The 22,846-nt window shown below is 73.1% G+C and carries 4 protein-coding genes; 2 read left to right on the forward strand and 2 right to left on the reverse strand.

Annotated features, from left to right (window positions below):
- Positions 1-92 precede the first annotated feature (92 nt).
- The gene (locus tag ABZU76_RS20680) at positions 93-15,971 is read left to right on the forward strand and encodes a type I polyketide synthase (RefSeq protein ID WP_354871803.1); all 15,879 of its coding nucleotides are present in this window, start codon (positions 93-95) and stop codon (positions 15,969-15,971) included.
- Positions 15,968-21,271 carry a type I polyketide synthase gene (locus tag ABZU76_RS20685; RefSeq protein ID WP_354871806.1) on the forward strand — a complete coding sequence of 1,768 codons (5,304 nt, stop codon included), beginning with the start codon at positions 15,968-15,970 and terminating at the stop codon, positions 21,269-21,271. The genes ABZU76_RS20680 and ABZU76_RS20685 overlap by 4 nt, the downstream gene beginning before the upstream one ends.
- Before the next feature lie 214 nt (positions 21,272-21,485).
- Here ABZU76_RS20685 and ABZU76_RS20690 read toward each other — a convergent pair whose 3' ends face one another.
- Both ABZU76_RS20690 and ABZU76_RS20695 read right to left on the reverse strand, forming a co-directional pair.
- Positions 21,486-21,752 (reverse strand): hypothetical protein, encoded by a 267-nt coding sequence (locus ABZU76_RS20690; RefSeq protein ID WP_255638370.1) that lies wholly within the window; start codon positions 21,750-21,752, stop codon positions 21,486-21,488.
- Between the two features lie 118 nt (positions 21,753-21,870).
- Entirely contained in the window at positions 21,871-22,653 is a 783-nt protein-coding gene (locus ABZU76_RS20695; protein ID WP_354871808.1) for an alpha/beta fold hydrolase, read from the reverse strand.
- Positions 22,654-22,846: the final 193 nt, after the last annotated feature.

Raw genomic sequence — 22,846 nt, forward strand, 5'->3', positions numbered from 1 at the left:
GGCTTTTTCTGGGGATCCGGGGCGGCGCTGAGCCGACTTACGATCCGTTCGACGACCATGAATGCTGCCTTGCTACAGCGGTGGAGTGCGTTATGCGTGAGTTAGACAAGAATCCGGAATCCGGTTTCGGCCAGCGGCTGACGCACTTGCCGCCGGGCGATCGGGCGGCGTTCGTCGCGGACGTGGTGCACAGCGCCACGCGGGCCGCGCTGCGGGCCGTCCTGCCGGAGGTGCCGGCCGTCCTCGACCCGGAGAAGGCGTTCTCCGACCACGGGTTCGACTCGCTGGCGGCGGTGGAGCTGCACGCGCAGCTCACCGACGCCACCGGGCTCGACCTGCCGGTGACGCTCGCGTTCGACCACCCGACCCCGGCCGCGGTCGCGCGGTTCCTGCACGCGCGGGTGTTCGGGGAGGAGACTGTCGACAGTGGACTGATCGCCCGGGGCCGCGACGACGACGAGCCGGTGGCCATCGTCGGCATCGGCTGCCGCTACCCGGGTGGCGCGGCTTCGCCCGAGCAGCTGTGGCAGCTGGTCGCGGACGAGGTGCACACGATCAGCGGCTTCCCGACCGACCGCGGCTGGGACCTCGACAGCCTGTATGACCCGGACCCAGACCGTCCGGGCAGCAGCTACGTCGCCTCCGGCGGCTTCCTGCCCGACGCCGGTGAGTTCGACGCCGGGTTCTTCGGCATCGCGCCGCGCGAGGCGTCGGCGATGGATCCGCAGCAGCGGCTCGTGCTGGAGACGGCGTGGGAAGCGCTGGAGCGCGCGAAGATCGACCCGTCCACGCTGCGCGGCACGCCCGCCGGCGTGTTCATCGGCGCCGAGGCCCAGGAGTACGGCCCGCGCCTGCACGAAGCTCCCGACGGCCTCGACGGCTACCTGCTCACCGGCAACGCGCCGAGCGTCGTCTCCGGGCGCGTCGCCTACTCGCTGGGTCTCGAAGGCCCGACGCTGACGGTCGACACCGCGTGCTCGGGTTCGCTGGTGGCGCTGCACCTCGCCGTGCAGGCACTGCGTCGCGGAGAGACGCACCTCGCTCTTGCCGGCGGTGTCGCCGTGATGGGCGCGCCCGGCACGTTCACCGCCTTCAGCCGCCAGCGTGGCCTCGCCGAGGACGGGCGGTGCAAGGCGTTCGCCGCGGCGGCCGACGGCACCGGGTTCGCCGAGGGCGTCGGTGTGCTCGTGCTGGAACGGCTCTCCGACGCCGTGGCCAACGGGCACACTGTGCTCGCCGTGGTCCGCGGTTCGGCCATCAACTCCGACGGTGCGTCCAACGGGCTCACCGCGCCCAACGGCCCTTCGCAGCAGCGCGTGATCACGCGAGCGCTGGCCGACGCCGGACTGACTCCGTCCGAAGTGGACGCGGTCGAAGCGCACGGCACCGGCACGCGGCTCGGGGACCCGATCGAGGCGCAGGCGCTGCTGGCCACCTACGGGCGGGAGCGCGAGACGCCGCTGCTGCTCGGTTCGATCAAGTCCAACATCGGCCACACGCAGGCCGCCGCCGGTGTGGCCGGCGTGATCAAGATGGTCGAGGCCATGCGCCGCGGCGTGCTGCCGAAGACGCTGCACGTCGACGCGCCGACCCCGCACGTCGACTGGACCGCCGGTGCCGTCGAGCTGCTCACCGAGACGCGCGAGTGGCCGGTGGTCGAGCGTCCGCGTCGCGCGGGGGTGTCGTCGTTCGGTGTCAGTGGCACCAACGCGCACGTCATCATCGAGCAGGCTCCAGTGCTGGTCGCCGAGGAAACGCCGGCCGAGCAGCTGCCGGTGGTGCCACTCGTGGTGTCCGCGCGCGATGAGGACGCACTGCGCGCGCAGGCCGCCAAGCTGGTGTCCACTGTGGATACCGAGAGTCTGGCCGACCTCGGCTTCTCCCTCGCCACCACGCGCGCCGCGCACGACCACCGCGCCGTTGTCGTCGCCGAGAACGCCGCCGACGCCGTCCGCGGGCTCACCGCGCTGGCCGCGGGGGAGCAGGACGCCGCCGTCGTCACCGGCGAGCGCACGCCGGGCAAGCTCGCGATGCTGTTCACCGGCCAGGGCTCGCAGCGCCTCGCGATGGGCCGCGAGCTCTACCTCGCCTACCCCGTGTTCGCCGAGGTCTTCGACGAGGCCATCGACAACCTCGACGTGCAGATGGACCAGCCGCTGCGCGACGTCCTCTTCGGCGACGACGCCGAGGAGCTCAACCACACGCAGTACGCACAGTGCGCCCTGTTCGCCGTCGAGGTCGCGCTCGCGCGGCTGCTGGAGTCGTGGGGCGTCAAGCCCGACATCCTGCTGGGCCACTCCATCGGCGAGCTCGCCGCCGCGCACATCGCCGGTGTCTGGTCGCTCGCCGACGCGTGCATGGTCGTCGCCGCGCGCGGTCGCCTCATGCAGGCGCTGCCCGAGGGCGGGGCGATGGTCGCGCTCGCCGCGACCGAGGACGAGGTTCAGTCGCTGCTCAACGACCGCGTGAGCATCGCGGCCGTCAACGGTCCGTCGTCCGTCGTGGTCTCCGGTGAGCGCACCGCCGTCGAGGACGTCGCCGCCGTGTTCCGGCTGCAGGGCCGCAAGACGAGCGAGCTGCGCGTGTCGCACGCGTTCCACTCGCCGCTGATGGAGCCGATGCTGGCCGAGTTCCGCGAGATCCTCGAGGTGGTGGACTACGCACCCCCGACGATCCCGGTGGTGTCCAACGTGACCGGACGCCTCGCGAAGCCTGAGGAGCTGTGTTCGCCGGGCTACTGGCTGTGGCACGTGCGCCGCGCGGTGCGGTTCGCAGATGGCGTGGCGGCGCTGGCCGAAGCGGGCGTGACGACCGCGGTCGAGGTCGGTCCCGACGCCGTCCTTTCGGCGATGGCCGCCACCGGTCCGCACGCCGGCACCATCGCCTTCACCGCCGCGCAGCGTCGCGACCACGCCGAGGTCACGACCCTCGCCGGTGCGCTCGGCAAGCTGCACACGCGCGGGGTGGCGGTCGACTGGTCCGCTTTCTTCGGCCCGGCCCGCCGCGTCGACCTGCCGACGTATGCGTTCCAGCGCAAGCACTTCTGGCTCACCGCTCCCGTTTCGCACGGCGACGCGGCCGACCTCGGTCAGCTCGCGTCGAGCCACCCGCTGCTGGCCGCGGAGATCGGCCTCGCGGGTGACGGGCTCGTGTTCACCGGCCGCGTCGGCCTGCGGACGCATCCGTGGCTGGCCGACCACACCATCGCCGGCACCACGGTGCTGCCCGGCACGGCGTTCGTCGAGATGGCGCTGCACGCCGGCGAGCAGGCCGGTTGCGGCGTGCTCGACGAGCTGACGCTGCAGGCGCCGCTCGCGCTGCCGGAGACCGGCGGCGTCGCGCTGCAGGTCGTCGTCGGCCCGGAAGACGACGGCCGCCGCACCATCGAGTTCCACTCGCGTCCCGACCACGACGCCGACGCCGCCTGGACCCGCCACGCCGTGGGTGTCCTCGCGACCGGCCCGGTCGTCGAGCCGGCGAGCTTGACCGAGTGGCCGCCCGCCGGGGCCGAGGTCGTCGCCACCGCCGAGCTGTACGGCGAGCTGGCCGAGCAGGGTTACGGCTACGGCCCGCTGTTCCAGGGCCTGCGCACGGCGTGGCGGCAAGACGACGTCGTGTACGCCGAGGTCGCGCTGCCCGCCGAGAAGGAAGCCGCGTTCGGGATCCACCCGGCGCTGCTCGACGCCGTGCTGCACGCCACCGACTTCGCCCCGGGCGAGGCGCGGGAGGCCGACGAGATCCGGCTGCCGTTCGCGTGGACCGGCGTGCGGCTGCACGCGTCGGGCGCGACCGAGGTGCGGGTGCGCATCACGTCGCCCGCCACCGGCGGTGTCACGCTGGAGATCACCGATCCGGCCGGCGCGCCCGTGCTGTCGGTCGAGTCGTTCCGCTCGCGGGCCGTTCGCGGCGCCGACCTCGGCGCGCAGGCGCGGGACCTGCTCTACACCGTGGAGTGGACGCCGGTCACCTCCGACGCCGAGCTGCCCACGCTGGCCGCCCTCGGCTCGGTCGCCGGGCTCGACGTGCCGGTGGCGGACGCGCTGGTGTCGCTCGTGGACGTTCCGCAGGCGGTGCTGCTGCCGGTTTCGGTGCGGGGCAAGAACGTTGCCACCGCCGCCAAGCAGGCCACGCACCGCGTGCTCGCCGTGCTGCGGCAGTGGCTGGAGAACGAGCGCTACGAGTCTTCACGCCTGGTCGTGCTGACTCGCGGTGAACTGGCCGACTCGGCGGTGCGGGGCCTGGTCCGTTCGGCGCAGGCCGAGCACCCGGGCCGCGTGGTGCTGATCGAAGGCGCGGTCACGTCCGCGACGCTGGCCGCCGCGCTCGGCTCGGGTGAGCCGGAGCTGCGGATCGAGGGCAGCGCGGTGCACGCGGCCCGCCTGGTGCGGCTCACCGCCGACGCCGAGCGGCCGACGTGGTCGGGCGAGGGCACGGTGCTCATCACCGGCGGCACGGGTGGCCTGGGCGCGCAGGTCGCGCACCACCTCGTGGCGAACCACGGCGTGCGCAGCCTCCTGCTGGTCAGCCGCCGCGGTGCCGACGCTCCGGGCGCGGCCGAGCTGGTCGCGGACCTGACGGAGCTGGGCGCGAGCGTGACCGTGGCCGCCGCGGACGTGAGCAAGAAACGCTCGCTGTCCGCCGCGCTGAAGAAGGCCGAGCAGCCGCTGTCCGCCGTCGTGCACACGGCCGGCGTGCTGGACAACGCCATGATCGGCTCGCTGACCGAAGAGCGGCTCGACGCTGTGCTGGCGCCGAAGGTCGACGCGGCCTGGCACCTGCACGAGCTGGTCGGTGACGTCTCCGCGTTCGTCCTGTTCTCGTCCTCGGCGGGCGTCGCCGACGGTGCGGGCCAGGCGAACTACGCGGCGGGCAACACCTTCCTCGACGCGCTGGCCGAGTACCGCTGCACCGAAGGCAAGATGGCCACGTCGCTTGCGTGGGGCCTGTGGGCGCCGGACGCGGGCGAAGCCCTTGGCATGGGCGCCACACTGTCCGAAGTGGACCGCAACCGCATCGCGCGACTCGGTCTCGCGCCGCTGACGGTGACCGAAAGCCTGGCCGCGCTCGACGCGGCACTGGCCTCGGGCGCGCCGGCCGTGGTGCCGACGCGCATCGACCGCTCCGCGCTGCGGGCCCGGGGCGAGGACGTCCCGGCCGTGCTGCGGGGCCTGGCACCGGCCGGCCGTCGCCGGGCTGCCGCCGCGGTCGTGTCGGGTGAGCTCACGCCGGAGCAGCAGTTCGCCGGCCGGTTCGCGCACCTCGGCGAGGCCGACCGCGACCGCGCGGTGCTCGACCTCGTGCGCACGCACGTCGCGGCCGTGCTCGGCCACGACAGCGCGGACGCCATCAACCCGGCCCGGCCGTTCGGCGAGATCGGGTTCGACTCGCTGGCCGCGGTGGAGCTGCGCAACATCCTCGACTCCGTCACCGGCATGCGCCTGCCCGCCACCCTCGTCTTCGACTACCCGACGCCGCGCGCGCTTGCGGAGTACCTCGTGGGCCGGCTGGCCGGACTCGCGCCGGCGCGGCCGATCGCGCCGGTCACCACGGTGAATCCGGAGGAGCCGATCGCGATCGTCGGCATCGCGTGCCGCTACCCGGGTGGCGTGACCACGCCGGAGGATCTGTGGCGGCTCGTCGCCGAGGGCGAGGAGGCACTGACCCCGTTCCCGGCCGACCGCGGCTGGAACGTCGACGCGCTGTACGACCCGGAGCCCGGCAAACCCGGCCACTCCTACGTCAAGCACGGCGCCTTCCTCCACGACGCCGCCGAGTTCGACGCAGACTTCTTCGAGATCAGCCCGCGTGAGGCCGCCGCCATGGACCCGCAGCAGCGGCTGCTGCTCGAGGTGTCGTGGGAGGCGTTCGAACGGGCGGGCATCGACCCGGTTTCCCTGCGCGGCAGTGCGACCGGCGTGTTCGCCGGCGTGATGTACCACGACTGGGGCACCCGCCTCGGCACGGTGTCCGACGACATCGCCGGGTACCTCGGCAACGGCAGCCTCGCCAGCGTCGTCTCCGGCCGCGTGTCCTACGCGCTGGGGCTGGAGGGCCCGACGGTCACGGTCGACACGGCCTGCTCGTCTTCGCTGGTCGCCCTGCACTGGGCGGCGCAGGCGCTGCGCCGCGGCGAGTGCACGCTGGCACTGGCCGGCGGTGTCACGGTGATGTCCACTCCGGACACCTTCGTCGACTTCTCCCGCCAGCGCGGGCTTTCCGCCGACGGCCGCTGCCGCTCGTTCGCCGACGCGGCCGACGGCACCGGCTGGGGCGAGGGCGCGGGCATGCTGCTCGTCGAGCGTCTGTCCGACGCCCGCCGCAACGGGCACCCGGTCCTCGCGCTGCTGCGCGGATCTGCCGTGAACCACGACGGCGCGTCCAACGGCCTCACCGCGCCCAACGGTCCCTCGCAGCAGCGCGTGATCACTCGCGCGCTGGCCGACGCGGGCCTCACGCCGTCCGAAGTGGACGCCGTCGAAGGCCACGGCACCGGCACCACGCTCGGCGACCCGATCGAGGCGCAGGCGCTGCTGGCCACCTACGGCCAGGAGCGCGAAGAGCCGCTGTGGCTGGGCTCGATCAAGTCCAACATCGGCCACACGCAGGCCGCGGCCGGTGTCGCGGGCATCATCAAGATGGTCCTGGCGATGCAGCACGAGCAGCTGCCGCGCACGCTGCACGTCGACCGTCCGTCCACCGTGGTCGACTGGGCCGCGGGCGCGGTGCGGCTGCTCACGCAGCAGCAGGACTGGGCGGCCAACGGCCACCCGCGTCGCGCGGCTGTGTCGTCGTTCGGCATCAGTGGCACCAACGCCCACGTGATCCTGGAGCAGGCTCCCGAGATCGAGCGCGAGCAGCCGGCGGAGACGCAGGCCGTCGTGCCGGTCGCGCTGTCCGGCCGGTCCGCCGCCGCGGTGCGCGGGCAGGCGGCGCGGCTGCGGACGTGGCTGGCCGAGCACGAGAACGCCGGAGTCGCGGAGATCGCGCGATCGGTGGCCGCGACCAGGGCTTCGCTGGAGCACCGCGTGGTGGTCGTCGCCGCGACCGCGGCCGAGCTGGCCGACGGGCTCGACGCCGTCGCCACCGGTGCGGTCGAGCCGGACCAGGTCGCGGACGGGAAGCTCGCCTTCCTGTTCTCCGGCCAGGGTGCGCAGCGCGTGGGCATGGGCCGTGAGCTGTCCGAGGCCTACCCGGTGTTCGCCGAAGCCTTCGACGCGGTGTGTGCCGCCGTCGACCGGCACACCGACGTGCCGCTGCGCGACGTCGTCTTCGGCACCACCACGCTCGCCGACCGCGGGCTGCTCGACCAGACGCAGTACACGCAGGCCGGCCTCTTCGCCGTCGAGGTCGCGCTGTTCCGGCTCGCCGAGTCCTGGGGGATCGTTCCCGACGCGCTCGCCGGCCACTCCATCGGCGAGCTGGCCGCCGCACACGTCGCCGGGGTGTTCTCGCTCGACGACGCTGCCAAGCTGGTCGCCGCCCGCGGTCGTCTGATGGGCGCGCTGTCGGAGCGGCCGGGCGCGATGGTCGCGTTCGCCGCGCCGGAGGACACCGTGCGTGAGCTGCTGGCCGGGCACGACGACGTGAGCATCGCCGCCGTCAACGGGCCCGCCGCCGTGGTGATCTCGGGTGACGCCGACGTGGTCGCGGAGATCGAAAGCCTGGCCGGCGACATCCAGACGCGCCGGTTGCGCGTGAGCCACGCGTTCCACTCGCCGCTGATGGACCCGATGCTCGACGAGTTCGCCGCGGTCGCCGCCGGGCTCACCTACGCGGCGCCCCGGATCCCGATCGTCTCCACCGTCACCGGCCGCGCGGCCACCGACGAGGAGCTGCGCTCGCCGGAGTACTGGGTCACGCACGTCCGCGAGACCGTGCGCTTCGGCGCGGCGGTCGAAACGCTGGCCGGCAGCGGCGTCCGGACGTTCCTCGAGCTCGGGCCCGACAGCGTGCTGTCGGTGCTCGGCCCGCAGAGCGCCGAGGACAGCCACGGCAACGCGGTGTTCGTTCCGTTCGGCCGGCGTGACCAGGACGAGGTCCGGACGGCGCTGACCGCCGTCGGCCGTCTGCACACCAGGGGCGCGGCCAAGCTCGGCCCGCTGCTCGGCGACGGCCCGGTGCGGCTCGACCTGCCGACGTACGCCTTCCAGCACAAGCGTTACTGGCTCGACGCCACGCCGTCCGGCGACGTCACGGCCGTCGGCCAGCAGCCGCTGGCGCACCCGATGCTGGGCGCGGTCGTGCCGCTGTCCGGTTCGGACACGACGGTGCTCACCGGGCGGCTCTCGGCAGCGTCGGTGCCGTGGCTGGCCGACCACGTGGTCAAGGGCGCGATCCTCGTGCCCGGCACCGGCCTGCTGGAGCTGGCCGCGACGGCCGGCGACCAGGTCGGCCTGCCGGTGGTGGAGGAGCTGACGCTGCAGGCGCCACTCGTCCTGCCGCCCGACGGCGCGGTCGCGCTGCAGGTCGTGGTCGGCCCGACCGCCGACGATCGTCGTCCGGTCAGCGTGTTCTCCCGCCCGGCCGACACCGACGGCGAGTGGACGCAGCACGCGCTCGGCACGCTCTCGGCCGTCAGCCGGCCCGAACCCGCCGGGCTCACCGAGTGGCCGCCGCCGGGGGCGAGCGTGATCCCGGTCGAAGGCGCCTACGAGCTGCTCGCCGACCGCGGTTACGGCTACGGCCCGGCGTTCCAGGGCCTCAACGCCGCGTGGCGCCGGGGCAACGAGGTGTTCGCCGAGGTCGCGCTGCCGGAACCGGCCGCGGCCACGGCCGGCGCCTACGGCCTGCACCCCGCACTGCTCGACACCGCGATGCACGCCGACCTGCTCGGCGACCCCAGTGGCGCGACGCTGCTGCCGTTCGTCTGGAACGGCGTGACGCTGCACGCCGTCGGCGCCGCGGTGCTGCGCGTGCGGATCATCCGCCTGGACGGCGACGAGCTCTCGGCCATCGAAGTCGCCGACAGCGAGGGACGGCCGGTCGCGACGATCGAGTCGCTGGTGTCGCGGCCGGTGCAGAGGGAGCTCTCGGTCGCACCGGACACTGTGGACGGTTCGCTGCTGAAGATCGCCTGGCAGCCCGTCTCCGCGCCCCCCGCCGAGACCACCGTCGTGGCCGTCGGCCGCGGCCGGGTCGGCGTGGCCGCCACCTACGCCGGGTTCGCGGACCTGATCGGGGCCGTCGACCGCGGTGAGCCGGTGCCGGAGCTGGTGACGCTGTCGGTGCCGGAACGCGCCGGCGACGTGCCGGAGGTGTCCCGCGAGAACGCGGCTTGGCTGCTGGCGGAAATTCAGGCATGGCTGGCCGAATCGAGGTTCGCGGGCACGAAGCTCGCGGTTGTCACGCACTCCGCGACGGCCGCCGGCGGAGCAGGAGTGGACGTCACCGAAGGCGCGCTCTGGGGCCTGGCTCGCGCCGCGCAGGCCGAACACCCGGGCCGGGTGTTCCTCGTGGACGCCGACACCGCGACCACACCCGAGGACATCGCGGCCGCGGTCGCGTCGGGGGAGCCGGAGTCCGCGGTTCGCGCGGGTTCGGTGCTCGTGCCGCGGTACGCACGCACCGAGACCACCGGGGTCTCCCCGTTCGGCGAAGGAACGGTGCTGGTCACCGGCGGCACCGGCGGGCTCGGCGGCCTGCTGGCGCGCTACCTCGTCGCCGAGCACGGCGTGCGCGACCTGGTGCTCACCGGCCGCCGCGGCCTCGACGCCCCGGGTGCCGCGCAGCTGGCCGACGACCTCACGGACCTCGGCGCCACGGTCACGGTCGCGGCGTGCGACGTCGCCGACCGCGCGGCTGTCGCGGAGCTGCTCGACGCGTTGCCGCGGCTGTCCGCCGTGGTCCACGCGGCGGGCACGGCCGACAGCGGGGTCTTCGACTCGCTCACCCCGGACCAGCTGCACTCCGTGCTCAAGCCCAAGGTCGACGCCGCCTGGCACCTGCACGAGCTGACCGCTTCCCGTGAGCTGTCCGCGTTCGTGCTGTTCTCCTCCGCCGGTGGCCAGGTGCTGCCCGCGGGTCAGGCGAACTACGCTGCGGCCAACGCGTTCCTCGACGGTCTCGCGCAGTACCGCCACGCGGCGGGCCTGCCCGCGACCGCGCTGGCGTGGGGTCTGTGGGCCGAGAACACCGGCCTCGGCGGCGACCTCGCCGAAGCCGACCTCGCCCGCATGGCCCGGCTCGGCCTGCCCGCGGTCACCGCGGAGCAGGGGCTGGCGCTGTTCGACGCCGCGGTGGCCACGGAAGACGCCGTGGTCGCGCCGCTGCGCGTTGACATTTCGGCGCTCAAGGCGCGCACGGACGAGCTGCCGGCTCTGCTGCGCGGCTTCGTCCCGCCGAAGGCCCGCCGCGTGGCCAAAACCAAGGCCGCGAGCGGGGACAACGCGCTGGCGAACGAACTGGCCACCCTGGTCGAGAGCGAACGCGACCGCGTGCTGCTGGACCTCGTCCGCACGCAGGTCGCCACCGTCCTCGGTTACGCGGACAAGTCCGAAGTGGACGGAACCCGCGCGTTCAAGGAGCTCGGGTTCGACTCGCTGGCGGCGGTGGAGCTGCGCAACCTGCTCGGCACCGCCACGGGCCTGTCGCTCCCGGCGACGCTCATCTTCGACCACCCGACCGCCAAAGCCGTCGCCGACTTCGTGAAGGGCAAGCTGCTCGGCGCGGCCACCAAGAAGCCGACCATGCGCACCAACGCCACCAGTGTTTCCATGCAGGAACCCATCGCCATCGTCGGCATGGCCTGCCGTTACCCCGGTGGCGTGCGGTCGCCCGAGGACCTGTGGCGGCTGCTCGTCGACGAGGTCGACGCGGTCAGCGGCTTCCCGACCAACCGCGGCTGGGACACCGAAGGCATCTACGACCCCGAACGCGGTAAGCGCGGCAAGACCTACGCCAACCAGGGCGGGTTCCTGCACGACGCCGCCGAGTTCGACCCGGCGTTCTTCGGCATCGGCCCGCGTGAGGCCATGGCGATGGACCCGCAGCAGCGCCTGCTGCTGGAGGCGGCGTGGGAGGCCATCGAACGCGCCGGCATCGACCCGACGGCGCTGCGTGGCAGCCTGACCGGCGTCTTCACCGGCGCCATGTACGACGACTACGGCAGCCGCGCCCCCGGCGCGCCCGCCGACGTCGCCGCCTACATCCCCAACGGCAGCTCGGGCGCGGTCGTCTCCGGCCGCATCTCCTACCTGCTGGGGCTCGAGGGCCCGTGCATGACGGTGGACACGGCGTGCTCGTCTTCGCTGGTCACGCTGCACCTCGCGGTGCAGGCGCTGCGGGCGGGCGAGTGCGGACTGGCGCTGGCCGGCGGCGTGACGGTGCTTTCGCAGTCGGACCTGTTCGTCGACTCCAGCCGTCAGGGCGTGCTTTCGCCCAACGGCCGCTCGAAGTCCTTCTCCGCCGCGTCCGACGGCGTCGGCTGGGCCGAGGGCGCGGGCTTGCTCCTGCTGGAACGGCTCTCCGACGCGCAGCGCAACGGCCACGAGGTGCTCGCCGTGGTCCGTTCGAGCGCGGTGAACCAGGACGGCGCGTCCAACGGGCTCACCGCCCCGAACGGCCCTTCGCAGGAACGCGTGATCCACGCGGCGCTCGCCGCCGGTGGACTGCGTCCGTCCGAAGTGGACGCCGTCGAGGCGCACGGTTCGGGCACGAAGCTGGGTGACCCCATCGAGGCACAGGCCCTGCTGGCCACCTACGGCCAGGACCGGCCCGAGGGGCACCCGCTGTACCTGGGTTCGGTGAAGTCGAACATCGGCCACGCGCAGGCCTCCGGTGGTGCGGCCGGCGTGATGAAGGTCGTGCAGGCACTGCGGCACAACCTGCTGCCGCGGACGCTGCACGTCGACGCGCCGTCGCCGGTCGTCGACTGGACGACGGGGGACATCGAGCTGCTGACCAAGGCTCGGCCGTGGCTGCCGAACGGGCGACCGCGGCGTGCCGGTGTCTCGTCCTTCGGCATCAGCGGGACCAACGCGCACATCATCATCGAGGAGGCGCCGCCGTCCACTGTGGAGGCTCCGCGGGCCAGTGCTCCGGCGCTGCCGGTGGTGCCGCTGCCGCTCGCGGGTTCGGTGGGTCAGGCGCTGGCCGACCAGGCCGCGCGGCTGGCCGAGCACCTGCGCGCCGACCCGGAGCTGAACCTGACCGACGTCGCGTACTCGCTCGCCACCGGCCGCGCGGCGCTCGACCACCGCGCGGTGGTGCTGGCCGCCGACCGCGAGGCCGCGCTGAAGGCACTCGACGGACTCGCCACCGGCGGGACCCCGGCGGGCACCGTGACCGGCACGATCAGCGCGGCCGACCTGACCGCGTTCCTGTTCACCGGCCAGGGCGCGCAGCAGCCGGGCATGGGCCGCGGGCTGTACGAGGCCTTCGGAGTGTTCGCCGGCGCGTTCGACGAGATCTGCGGCCTGTTCGACGGCGACATTCGCAGTCTCTCCGAGACGGACGTACCGCTCAAGCAGGTGATCTGGGCCGAGAAGGGCTCCGACGACGGGAAGCTGCTCAACCAGACCGCGTACACGCAGTGCGCGCTGTTCGCGATCGAGGTCGCGCTCTACCGCCTGATCGAGTCGTGGGGCGCCGCGCCCGACTACGTGGCCGGGCACTCGATCGGCGAGCTCGCCGCGGCCCACGTGGCCGGGGTGCTTTCGCTGGCCGACGCCTGCACGCTGGTCGCCGCTCGCGGCCGGCTCATGCAGGCGCTGCCGAGCGGAGGTGCGATGGCCGCGATCGCCGCCACGGAAGACGAGGTGCGAGCCGCGCTGCCGTCCGACGTCGACGTCGCCGCGGTCAACGGCCCGCGCTCGGTCGTGATCTCCGGGCCGGAAGCATCGGTGCGGGCGGCCATGACCGTGTTCGCGGACGCCGGCCGCCGCACGAAGCAGCTGGTCGTGTCGCACGCGTTCCACTCGGCACTGATGGAGCCGATGCTGGCGGAGTTCACGAAGGTCGCCGAAAGCCTCACCTACTCCGCGCCGGCGATCCCGGTGGTGTCGAACGTGACCGGGCAGATCGCCACGGCCGCCGAGCTGTGCTCGCCCGCCTACTGGGTGGGGCACGTCCGGGAAGCCGTGCGGTTCGCCGACGGGGTCACGACGTTGCTGGGCGCCGGCGTCACGAGGTTCGTGGAGCTGGGCCCGGACGCGGTGCTCACGGGCATGGCCCGCGAGAGCGACACCGCGGCGGCAGAGCGGCCGGACCGCGTGGTGCAGGTGCCGGCGATGCGGCGTGGCCGCGACGAGGTGACCACGCTGTTCACCGCGCTCGGCACGCTGTATTCGCGCGGCGCCAGCCTCGACTGGCGGGCGCTGTTCGCCGGCCGCGGCGCGTCCACTGTGGACCTGCCGACGTACGCGTTCCAGAACAAGTCCTACTGGCTCGACGCGACCAAGGGCACCGGCGACGTGGGTTCGCTGGGCGCCAAGTCCGCCGCGCACCCGCTGCTGGGCGCGCTGGTGGAGCTGCCCGACGGTGGCGCCGTGCTCACCGGCCGCCTGTCCACGGCGACGCAGCCGTGGCTGGCCGACCACGTGGTGATGGGCCGCACGATGCTGCCCGGCACAGCGTACGTCGAGCTGGCCGCGCACGCCGGGGACCAGGTCGGAGCCGCGGTGCTGGAGGAGCTGACCCAGCAGGCGCCACTGCTGCTGCCCGAGGACGGCGTGAATCTGCGCGTGGTCGTCGGCGCTCCGGACGTGAGTGGCCGCCGCGAGTTCTCGGTGCACTCGCGGGCCGCCGAACGCGGCGCCTGGACGCAGCATGCGGCGGGCACGCTCACCACCGGGACACCGGCCGCGGAGTTCGACCTGGGGGCCTGGCCGCCGGCGGGCGCGGAGGCCGTGGACCTGACCGGGCTGTACGACGACCTCGCGGGCCTGGGCTTCGGCTACGGCCCGACATTCCGGAACCTGCGCGCGGTCTGGCTGCACGAAGGTGACGTGTTCGCCGAGGTCGCGCTGCCGGAGGGCACGGCGGCCGGCGAGTTCGGCCTCCACCCGGGGCTGCTCGACTCCGCGCTGGGCGCGACGGACTTCCTCGTGCCGGGCGGGCCGAAGGCGCTGACGGAGACGACGATCCCGTTCGCGTGGAACACCGTCTCGCTGTTCGCGGCCGGCGCGACGGCGCTGCGGGTGCGGGTGCGCAAGACGGAGAGCGGTTCCGAGCTGGCGCTCGCCGATGCGGCCGGTGCGGCGGTCGCGTGGATCGAGTCGCTGGTCACGCGGCCGGTGTCGGAGAGCCAGCTCGGCGCGAAGGTGCCGGACTCGCTCTACCTCATCGACTGGGTGCCCGCGTCGGGCGTGCGGCTGGCGCCTTCGATCGACGGCTGGGCCGTGCTCGGCGCCGACGACAGCTCTTCTGACGAACTCGGTCTCGGCCTGCCGGTCCACACCGAGCCGGTGACGGCCGACGTGCTGGTGCTGCCGGTTGCGGCCGAGGACGGCGACGTGCCGGCCCGCGTCCACGCGACCGTGCAGAAAACGTTGGCGCTGCTGCAGAACTGGCTCGGCCGGTTCGACGACGGCAAGCTCCTGGTCGTCACCCGCGGCGCGGTCGAGGCGGACACGCCGGACCTCGCGCAGGCGCCGGTCTGGGGCCTGGTGCGGGCCGCGCAGGCGGAGAACCCGGGCCGGATCCAGCTGGTCGACGTGGACGGCAAGTCCGAGTCCGCGCAGGCGCTGCCCGCGGTGGCGGCTTCGGGTGAGCCCGAGGCGGTCGTCCGCGCCGGTGAGGTGCGCGTGCCGAGGTTGGTGCGCGTGACCGAGATCGGCGAACCGCTCGAGTGGAACCCGGACGGCACGGTGCTCATCACCGGTGGCGCCGGTCTGCTCGGCGGGCTGCTGGCCCGGCACCTGGTCGCTCGTGGTGCCCGGGACCTCGTCCTCACGAGCCGGCGGGGCCTCGACGCCCGGGGTGCTCGGGAGCTGGTCGAGGAACTCGCCGGGCAAGGCGCGAAGGTCACCGTGGCCTCGTGCGACGTCACCGACCGCGCCGAGCTGGCGGGGCTGCTGGAGACGCTGCCGAAGCTCACCGCCGTGGTCCACGCGGCGGGGCAGATGGACAGCGCGGTGCTCGGTGCCCTCACTCCGGAGCAGGTCGAGACCGTGCTGCGGCCGAAGGTCGACGCGGCCTGGCACCTGCACGAGCTCACGGCGTCACGTGACCTGGCCGCGTTCGTCCTCTACTCGTCGGCAGGCGGCCTGTTGCTGGCCGCGGGGCAGGCCAACTACGCGGCGGGCAACGTGTTCCTCGACGCGCTGGCCGAGCACCGCGCGGCGCAGGGCCTGCCGGCGACCTCCCTGGCTTGGGGTCCCTGGGTTGGCACCGACGGCGAGGTCGACCTGGCGCACATCGCCCGGTACGGCGTCGCGGAGTTGACCGCGGAAGACGGGCTCGCGTTGTTCGACGCCGCGCTCGCGGTCCGGCAGCCGGCACTCGTGCCGGTGGAGCTGGCCGACCTGAAGGAAGCCGACCGCGTGGCCCCGCTCCTGCGTGGCCTGGTGGTGGCGCCGTCCCGGCGAGCGGCGACGGCCGCGGTGACCACCGCACCGGAAGCCGGTTTCGTCGATCGGGTCGCCGCGCTGCCGGCGAGCGAGCGGGAAGCGGCCGCGCTGCAGCTGGTCTGCGAGCACGCGGCGGCGGTCCTGGGTTACGACGACGCGTCTGCAGTGGGAGTCGAGAAGGGCTTCACAGACCTCGGCATCGACTCGCTGGCGGCGCTGGAACTGCGCAACCGGCTCGGGGCGGCGACGGGGCTGCGGCTGCCGGCGACGCTGATCTTCGACTACCCGAGCCCGCTCCCGCTGGCCCGTCACCTGCTGGCGGAGCTGCTGCCGGAGTCCGAACAGGACAGTGCAGTCGAGGAGAACGACGAAGCGGCATCCGCAGTCGCGGCGATGGACCTGGCCGACCTGGTCCGCTCCGCGATGGGTGGCGACCAGACCGACGAACGAGGTGAGTCCCGGTGACCCAGTCCCCGTCGACCGAGCAGATTGTCGCCGCGCTGCGGCAGTCCATGACGGACAACGAACGGCTCAAGGCGGACAACAAGAAGCTCTCCGCCCAGCTGCACGAGCCGATCGCGATCATCGGCATGGGCTGCCGCTACCCCGGCGGTGTCACGACTCCGGACGAGTTGTGGCAGCTGGTCGCCGGCGGTGTCGACGCGATCGGCGAGTTCCCGGCCGACCGCGGCTGGGACACCGCGTCGATCCACGACCCCAGTGGTGCCCGGCCCGGCACGACGTACTCGAACGAAGGCGGGTTCCTGCACGAAGCCGCTGACTTCGAGCCGGAGTTCTTCGGGATCTCGCCGCGCGAGGCGCTCACGCTCGACCCGCAGCAGCGCGTGCTGCTGGAGACGGCGTGGGAAGCCGTGGAGCGCGCCGGGATCGTGCCGGCGACGCTGCGCGGCACCAGCACCGGCGTGTTCACCGGCGTGATGTACCACGACTACGGCGCGGGCACCAGCGACGGCAGCCTCATCTCCGGGCGTGTCTCGTACACGCTCGGGCTTGAGGGCCCGTCGGTGTCGGTGGACACGGCGTGCTCGTCTTCGCTGGTCGCCATGCACCTCGCGGCGCAGGCACTGCGGAGCGGTGAGTGTTCGCTGGCGCTGGCGGGCGGCGTGACGGTGATGGTGACGCCGGACATGTTCGTGTACTTCAGCGAGCAGCACGGGTTGTCCTCCGACGGGCGCTGCAAGGCGTTCGGCAGCGGCGCCGACGGCGTCGGCTGCTCGGAGGGCGCCGGGATGCTGCTGCTGGAGCGGCTTTCGGACGCCCGCCACAACGGTCACCACGTGCTCGCCGTGCTGCGCGGCAGCGCGGTGAACTCCGACGGCGCGTCGAGCGGCATCACGGTGCCCAACGGACCGGCGCAGCAGCGCGTGATCCGCGCGGCGCTGGCCGACGGTGGCCTTGAGCTGTCCGATGTGGACTTCGTCGAGGCACACGGCACCGGCACGAAGCTGGGTGACCCGATCGAGGCGCAGGCGCTGATCGCGACGTACGGCAAGGTGACGACGCCCGACCGGCCGCTGTACGTCGGCTCGTTCAAGTCGAACGTCGGGCACACGCAGGCCGCGGCCGGCGTCGGTGGCGTGATCAAGGTGGTGGAGGCGCTGCAGCGTGGTGTCCTGCCGCGCACGCTGCACGCCGAGGAGCCGTCACCGCACGTCGACTGGTCCGACGGCACGGTCGCGTTGCTCGCGGACGAGCGGGCGTGGCCGGAGACCGGACGGGCGCGGCGGGCCGCGGTGTCGTCGTTCGGCATCAGTGGCACCAACGCGCACGTGATCGTGGAGCAGGGTGACCCGGCTCCGGAGCCTACGGCCGAGGGCAGGCCCGTGACGTGGCTGTTCTCGGCCACCGGGTCCGACGCGCTGCGGGCGCAGGCGGGCCGGCTGGCGGAGGTTTCGGGCTCGGCGGCGGACGTCGGGCTGTCGTTGGTGACCACGCGGACGTTGGCCGAGTACCGGGCCGGTGTCGTGGCGGCCGATCACGTCGGTGCGGTGCGGGCGTTGACGGAGTACGCCGCAGGGCGCGCGCCGGCCGGAGTTGTCGAAGGTGTCGCGGCGCCGGGGAAGACGGCGTTCCTGTTCACCGGCCAGGGCGCGCAGCGGGCCGGGATGGGGCTGGAGCTGGCGTCGGCGTATCCCGTCTTCGCCGCCGCGCTGGACGAGGTCGCCGCCGAGCTGGACCCGCACCTGGACACGCCGCTGTGCGAACTGCTGGCGGACGCGGCGAAGCTCGACGAGACCGGCTACACACAGCCGGCGCTGTTCGCGGTCGAGGTCGCGGTGTTCCGGCTCCTGGAAGCGTGGGGGGTGCGGGCAGACCGGCTGGTCGGGCATTCGATCGGCGAGCTGGCGGCCGCGCACTGTGCCGGGGTGTTTTCGCTGGCCGACGCCTGTCGACTGGTCGCCGCGCGGGCGCGGCTGATGCAGGCGCTCCCACCCGGCGGCGCGATGGTCGCGGTGCAGGCGACGGACGACGAGGTCCGGCCGCTGCTCACCGACGGCGTCGGGATCGCCGCGGTGAACGGGCCCGATTCGGTCGTGCTGTCCGGGGTCGAGGACGCGGTGCTGGCGGTCGCGGAGAAGTTCGCGCGGAAGTCGCGGTTGCGGGTGTCGCACGCGTTCCACTCGCCGTTGATGGAGCCGATGCTGGCCGAGTTCGCCGCGGTGGCGGCGAAGGTGAGCTTCTCGGCGCCGACGATTCCGGTCGTCTCCACGGCGGGCGGCGATCTGTCCACTCCGGACTACTGGGTGCGGCAGGTGCGTGAAGCAGTGCGGTTCGCTGACGCCCTGCGCGCGGTGCTGGACGACGGCGTGAGCACGTTCGTCGAGGTCGGGCCGAGCGCGGTCCTCACGGCGATGGGGCAGAGCTGCCTGGCCGGCGACGAGCGGGCGACGTTCGTGCCGGTGCTGCGCAAGGACCGGCCGGAGGCCGAAAGCGCGGCCACGGCGGTCGCGACGCTGTTCACGGCCGGCGTGCCCGTCGACTTCGAGGCGTTCTATGCCGGGGCCCACTGCGTGGAGCTGCCGACGTATGCGTTCCAGCGCAAGCGTTATTGGCTCGACAACCAGACCGGCGCCCGCGTGCGTGGCGTGGCCGAGGTCGGCCAGCGCGAGGCGGGACACCCGTTGCTGGGTGCTGTCGTGGTCGCGGCGGACTCGGGTGGGGCGGTCCTCACGGGCAAGCTTTCGCTGAGCGCGCAGCCGTGGCTGGGCGACCACGTGGTGCAGGGCGCGGCGTTGTTCCCGGGCACGGCGTTCGTGGAGCTGGCCGTGCGGGCCGGCGACGAGGTCGGGTGCGCCCGGCTCGACGAGCTGACGCTGGCCGCGCCGCTGATCCTGCCCGAGCAGGGCGGCGTGCGGCTGCAGGTCACGGTCGGTGCGGAAGCCGAAGACGGCACGCGGTCGCTGGGGATCTACTCGCAAGCCGACGGCGCAGACGAGTGGGTTCAGCACGGCAGCGGGCGTCTTTCGTCCACTGTGGACGCCTCGCCGGAAGCCGCCGAGTGGCCGCCGGCGGGGGCGGTCGAGATCGACGTGACCGGCCGCTACGACGAACTCGCGGCCCAGGGCTTCGACTACGGGCCGGTGTTCGCCGGACTGCATCGCGTCTGGCAGGTGGATGACCGGCTCGCGGCCGAGGTGGCCGTACCAGAGCACGCGAACGCCGAGGCCTTCGGCTTGCACCCCGCGTTGCTGGACGCCGCGTTGCACACGATCGGCCTCGCCGGGCCGACGGAGGACAGGCCGGTGCTGCCGTTCGCGTGGTCCGGGGTGTCGCTGCACGCCGGTGGCGCGTCGAGCCTGCGGGTGCTGATCTCCTCCGACGTCGAGAACACGGTGTCGCTGACGGCGACCGACCCGAGCGGTTCGCCGGTGCTGAGCGTCGAAGCGCTGGCGCTGCGGCCGATCGCCGACGACGCGTTCGCGCCGGCCGAGCGCTCTGCGGTGGACGACTCGCTGTTCCGTGTCGAATGGCCGGCCTGGTCCGGTGAGCCGGCCGCCGCCGTGACGTCGGCGGTGCTCGGTGAGGACGTCTTCGGTCTCGGTGGACAGTCTTTCGCGGACCTCGAATCACTGGTCGCCGGGATCCGTGGTGGCGACGCGGTCCCGGACGTGGTGTTCGTGCCGTTTGCCGAGCCCGAGGAGGCCACGCCGGCAGGAGCACGCGAAGCCGTGTACCGGCTGCTGGCGCTGGCGCAGGCGTGGGTCGGGGAAGAAATGCTGGGTGCGTCGCGGCTGGTCGTCGTGGCGCGCCGCGCGATCGGCACCCGCCCGGACGAGGCCGTGGCCGACCTGACGCACGCGGCGCTCTGGGGTGTCGTGCGGACCTCGCAGCTGGAGTACCCGGACCGGTTCATGGTCGTGGACCTGGACGACGGACCGGTGCCGGTCGCCGAGGCCCTCGGGGCGATGTACGCCGACGAGCCCGGTGTGGCCGTGCGCGACGGCCAGGTGCTCGTGCACCGGCTGGCCAAGTTCGTGCCGGCCGAAAAGCCGGTGCACCTCGACGGAACCGTGCTGGTCACCGGGGCGACGGGCGTGCTGGGCAAGCTGATCGCGCGGCACCTGGTGACGTCGTACGGCGTGCAGGACCTGCTCCTGACCAGCCGACGGGGACTCGATGCGCCTGGAGCGCGGGAGTTCGTGGCTTCGCTGGAGGAGCTGGGAGCTTCCGTCTCGCTGGTCGCGTGCGATCTGGCTTCGCGGGCCGCGGTGGTTTCGCTGCTGGACGGCGTTTCCCTGTCCGCGGTGATCCACACGGCCGGTGTGGTCGACGACGGCGTGCTGCTGTCACTGACTCCGGAGCGGATGGACGCGGTGCTGCGGCCCAAGGTCGACGCCGCGTGGCACCTGTCGGAGCTGACGGCGTCGATGGACCTGGCGGCCTTCGTGCTGTACTCGTCGGCCGGCGGCACGCTGGGCGCGGCCGGTCAGGCGAACTACTCGGCGGCGAACGTGTTCCTGGACGCGCTGGCGCAACACCGCGTCGCGGCCGGGCTGCCGGGCGTTTCCCTGGCCTGGGGCCTGTGGTCCGAGGGCGGCATGTCCGGCGAGCTCGGCGACACCGACCTCATCCGCATGGCCCGCTCCGGCGTGTTCGGTCTGTCCTTTGCGGACGGTCTGGAGCTGTTCGACGCCGTCTTCGGGACGACGGAACCGGCGTTGGTGCCGGTGCGGCTGGACATGTCCGGGCTGCGAGCCGACGCGCACAGCGTGCCGGCGATGCTGCGGGGGCTGGTCAAACGGTCGACGCGGCGTCGGGTCGAGGTGGTCGACGACTCATGGGGCCGCATTTCCTCGCTGCCCGCCGGAGAACGTCCGCGGGCCGTCGTGGAGCTGGTCTGCGGGACCGCCGCGGTGGTGCTCGGACATGACAACGCCGGTGCCGTCGACCCGCGCAAGGGCTTCATCGAGCTCGGCTTCGACTCGTTGACGGCGATCGAGCTGCGCAACCGCCTCGATGTGGTGACCGGGCTGCGGCTGCCGGCCACGCTGATCTTCGACTACCCCTCGGTGGAGGTGCTGGCCGAGTTCCTCGCGGAGTCCGTGGAGGACGGCCCGTCCGACGTCGAGGTGCGGGTGGAGGAGCTGGTGGCGGCGCTGCGGAATGCGGACGCCGACGTGCGGGGCAAGGTTCTGGAGCGGCTGAAGACCGTCGTGGGGGAGTTCTCCGAGGACGACGAGGTCGAAGACGCCAGCGCCGACGAGCTGTTCGCGATGCTGGACGAGGAGCTCGGCGCGCGGTAATCAGCCCAGAGAAGCGGGCCGTCCACAGTGGATGCTGTGGACGGCCCGTTTCGTGTGTCCGGGGAGCGGAGCGGCAAGCGCTCGACGCTCGGGGAAGGACGCGGATCGCGGGCCTGGGACCGTGGTGTCCCAGGGCGTTCTGACGCGTCCGGAGGGTGCGGCTTGGAGAAGTGCGACGGCAGCCGCGGCCGCCCTGGTGCTGAGGCCTCGGTGATCAGGCCTCGGTGAGCAGGCCGAGGGAGCACAGCGAGCCGGCCAGCGCGATGATGTCGTAGCGCGTGTCCTCCTCGTCGGTGCCCCACAGGGCGGACAGGACGGCCGCGGCGCGGTCGACGTCACCGTTCTGCTGCTTCAGCGCGATCCACATCGCCGCGGCGACGGGCTCGCACTCGATCTGGCGGCGGGTGGCGCGGCAGGTGAGCTCGAGGTGGCCGTTGGGGAGCATCCGCTGGGTGACGCCGGGAGCGGTCTGGATGGCCATCATGACTACCTCCGAGGGAAGTGGTTCCGGGTGTTTTCTTGATGTACCTAGTTTCGCGGAACCGGGCCTGCCGGACCATGGGGTCGGCACCTGAACGTCAGGTGGGGTTTACCCACCCCTACCGCGGCGCCCGATCCGGGGTTGCGCGCTGCCACCGAGCCAAGGTCGTGGCGACCGAGCCCACGACGCCGTCGAGCTGGCTGTTGAGGTAGAAGTGCCCGCCCGGGAACACGGCGACGTCGCAGCTCGCGGTGGTGTGGGCGCGCCAGGCGCCGGCCTCGTCGAGGTCGGTCACCGGGTCGGTGTCGCCGACGAGAACGTGGATGGGGCATCGCAGCTCGGCACCGGCGTCGTGGCGGTAGGTCTCCACGGCCGTGTAGTCGCCGCGGACGGCGGGCAGCACCATGCGGAGCAGCTCGTCGTCGCCCAGCACCGCGGTGTCGGTGCCGCTGAGCTCCTTCAATGCGGCGATGAGGCCGTCGTCGTCGCGCTGGTGCACGTACTCGATGCGCTGGGCCGAAGGGGCGCGGCAGGCCGAGGCGAACAGGCCGATCAGCTCCGCGCCGCGGGCCTCGAGCCGCCGGGCGACCTCGTAGCCCAGCGTCGCGCCCATGCTGTGGCCGAACAGCGCCACGGGCCGGTCGAACCACGGGCCGAGGTCGTCGGCGAGCGCGTCGGCCATGGCGGCCAGGTCGTCGAAACAGCGTTCGCCACGGCGGTCCTGGCGGCCGGGGTACTGCACGGCGACGACATCGGCGGGCAGCCCGGCCGCGATGGCCGCGCGGGAGAACGGGAAGTAGGCGGTCGCCGAGCCGCCGGCGTGCGGCAGGCACACCAGCCGCACCCGAGCGTCCTCGACCGGGTGGAAGCGCCGGACCCAACGACTGGTTCTTTCGTTCACGGCAGTCACAGTTCAGGAAGTGTTCGGGCCGGTGCGCGCGCGGGCAACCCCTACCGCCCCGGGAAGTGGTTGGGGGGCAAGGAAACCCGCAGCAACAGAACGTGACGTGATCACCCCTTCGGGTGACTTTAGATCGGGGTTGGTTGCCCTTAGGGGGTCACTGCGAGTCTCGGAGTCGCAGGAAGATGACCAG

Origin of the sequence: Amycolatopsis sp. NPDC005232 (genome assembly GCF_040607795.1) — a bacterium.
Lineage (GTDB): Bacteria > Actinomycetota > Actinomycetes > Mycobacteriales > Pseudonocardiaceae > Amycolatopsis.